This is a genomic window from Tahibacter caeni, assembly GCF_024609805.1.
Classification (GTDB): Bacteria; Pseudomonadota; Gammaproteobacteria; order Xanthomonadales; family Rhodanobacteraceae; genus Tahibacter; species Tahibacter caeni.
In genome coordinates, this window is sequence record NZ_JANFVR010000522.1 from 1 (window position 1) to 2,197 (window position 2,197).

Genomic DNA, 2,197 nt, shown 5'->3' on the forward strand with positions numbered 1-2,197 from the left:
CGTCGTCGGCGGGACTGAATTCGCCGGGCAGCAGCGCGGCGACGGCCAAGCCGCCGCCGACCAGCAGCGCCGCGATGACGAGCGCGGCGCCGCGATGCCGCAGGCACCAGCGCACGCCGTGCAGGTAGCGCATGATCCAGCGCGGCGTGCGGCGCCGCGCCGCCGGCGCCTTCAGAAAATACGCCGCGAGCATCGGCGTCAGCAGGCGCGCGACCACGAGCGAGAAGAACACGGCCACGGCGGCGGTCCAGCCGAACTGCACGAAATACCGGCCGACGATGCCGCCCATCAGCGAGGTCGGCACGAACACGGCGATCAGGGTGAAGGTCGTCGCGACGACGGCGAGCCCGATCTCCTCGGCCGCGCCGATCGACGCGCGCAGCGGCGTCTTGCCGAGCAACAGGTGCCGCTCGATGTTCTCGATCTCGACGATCGCGTCGTCGACGAGCACGCCGACGACCAGCGACAGCGACAGCAGCGACACGGTGTTCAGGGTGAAGCCCAGCAGATGCATCACGGCAAAGGCCGGCAGCACCGACAGCGGCAGCGCGACCGCCGCGATCAGGGTCGCGCGACTGTCGCGCAGGAACAGGAACACGACCAGCACCGCGAGCGCGGCGCCCTCGTACAGCAGCGCCATCGAGCCGCGGTAGTTCTCGGCGACCGGATCGACCGAGTTCACCGCTTCGGCGAACGTCACCTCGGGATGCGCCGTCTGCAGATCGCGGACGACGGCGCGGGCGGCCTCGGCCAGCGCGATCTCGCCGGCGCCGCGCGCGCGCAGGATGTCGAAGGCCACGGCCGGCCGGCCGTCGACCAGCGCTGCGGAACGCGGCTCGGCCACGTCGTCCGTGACGCGGGCGACCTGGTCCAGGCTCAGCCGGCGCCCGTCGCTCAGCGACACGTCGAGCCCGGCGACGTCGCGCGCGGATGCCGCCGTGGCGAGGGTGCGGACCGACTGCTCGGCGCCGCCGATGCGGACGCGGCCGCCCGCGGCTTGCTGCTGCAGCGCGCGCAGCCGCTGCGACAGGTCGGTCGCAGTCGTGTTCAGCGCGAGCAGACGGTCGGGGTCCAATTCCACGCGCACTTCGCGCTCGGCGCCGCCGACGCGCGACACCGCGCCGATGCCGGGCACGGCGAGCAGCCGCTTGCTCACACGGCCGTCGACGAACCACGACAGCGCCTCCTCGTCGAGCCGCGATGAGGAAATCGTATAGGTCAGCACCGGCGTGCTCGCGAGCTCGACCTTGCGGATCACCGGGTCACGCAGGTCCGCCGGCAGGCTGGCGCGCGTGCCCGACACCGCGCCGCGCACATCGTCCAGCGCTTCCTGCACCGGTTTGCCGATGCGGAATTCCACCGTCACGGTCGCGAGGCCGTCGCTGAGCGTGCTCGCGATGTGCTTCACGTCCTGGAGCTTGGCGAGCGCGTCTTCGATCGTGCGCGCGACGTCGCTTTCGAGCTGCGGCGGCGATGCGCCCGGCAGCTCGGCGCTGACCGTGACGATCGGAAAATCGAGGTCGGGGAAGTTCTGCACCGGCATCGCGACGAAGCCGGCGATGCCGGCCAGGGTCAGCAGGATGAACAGCAAGGTCGTCGGAACCGGATTGTGGACGGCCCAGGTGGAAATCCTGAGGTTCATGGACCGCTCCCGGCGGTGGTGCCGGCGCCGGCAGCCGGCCCGCCGACGACCCGGACCGCATCCCCGTCGCTCAGGAAACCGACGCCCGCCGCGACGACGGCGTCGTTTTCCGCGAGTCCCGCGGTGATCGCGATGCGGTCGCCGATGCGCGAGCCGACGGACACGCGCGTTGCGACAACCGTCGACGCCGGCCCGACGCGCATCACGTAGTGGAAACCATCGCGCAGCGCGACGGCGCTCTGCGGCAGGGTCAGGCTCACGGTCTCGCCGATCTCGACGTGGCCGCGCGCGAACGCGCCCGCGCGAATCGCGGTGCCGCGCGGCAGATCGACGTAGGCCAGGCCGCTGTGCGTGGCCGTGTCGATCGCCGGCGACAGGCTGCGCAGCCGGCCGCGCAGCGGCGCCTGTCCCGCGACGCGGATCTCCGCGACCTGTCCCGGCACGAGCTTGCCGATGTCGCTCTCGGCGACCGCGGCGCGCCATTCGAGCCGGCCGTCGCGGATCAGGCGGAACAGCTCCTGCCCGGCCGGCACGACCGCGCCGACGGTCGCCGGG

The 2,197-nt window shown here is 72.5% G+C and carries 2 protein-coding genes; both read right to left on the bottom strand.

Annotated elements, in window-relative coordinates:
- The coding region (locus tag NON22_RS23385; RefSeq protein ID WP_257389392.1) for an efflux RND transporter permease subunit at positions 1–1,642 on the bottom strand (1,642 nt) is incomplete at its 3' end.
- Positions 1,639–2,197, bottom strand: a 559-nt coding sequence (locus tag NON22_RS23390) for an efflux RND transporter periplasmic adaptor subunit (protein ID WP_257389393.1), incomplete at its 5' end; no start/stop codon positions are given. The genes NON22_RS23385 and NON22_RS23390, both read right to left, overlap by 4 nt.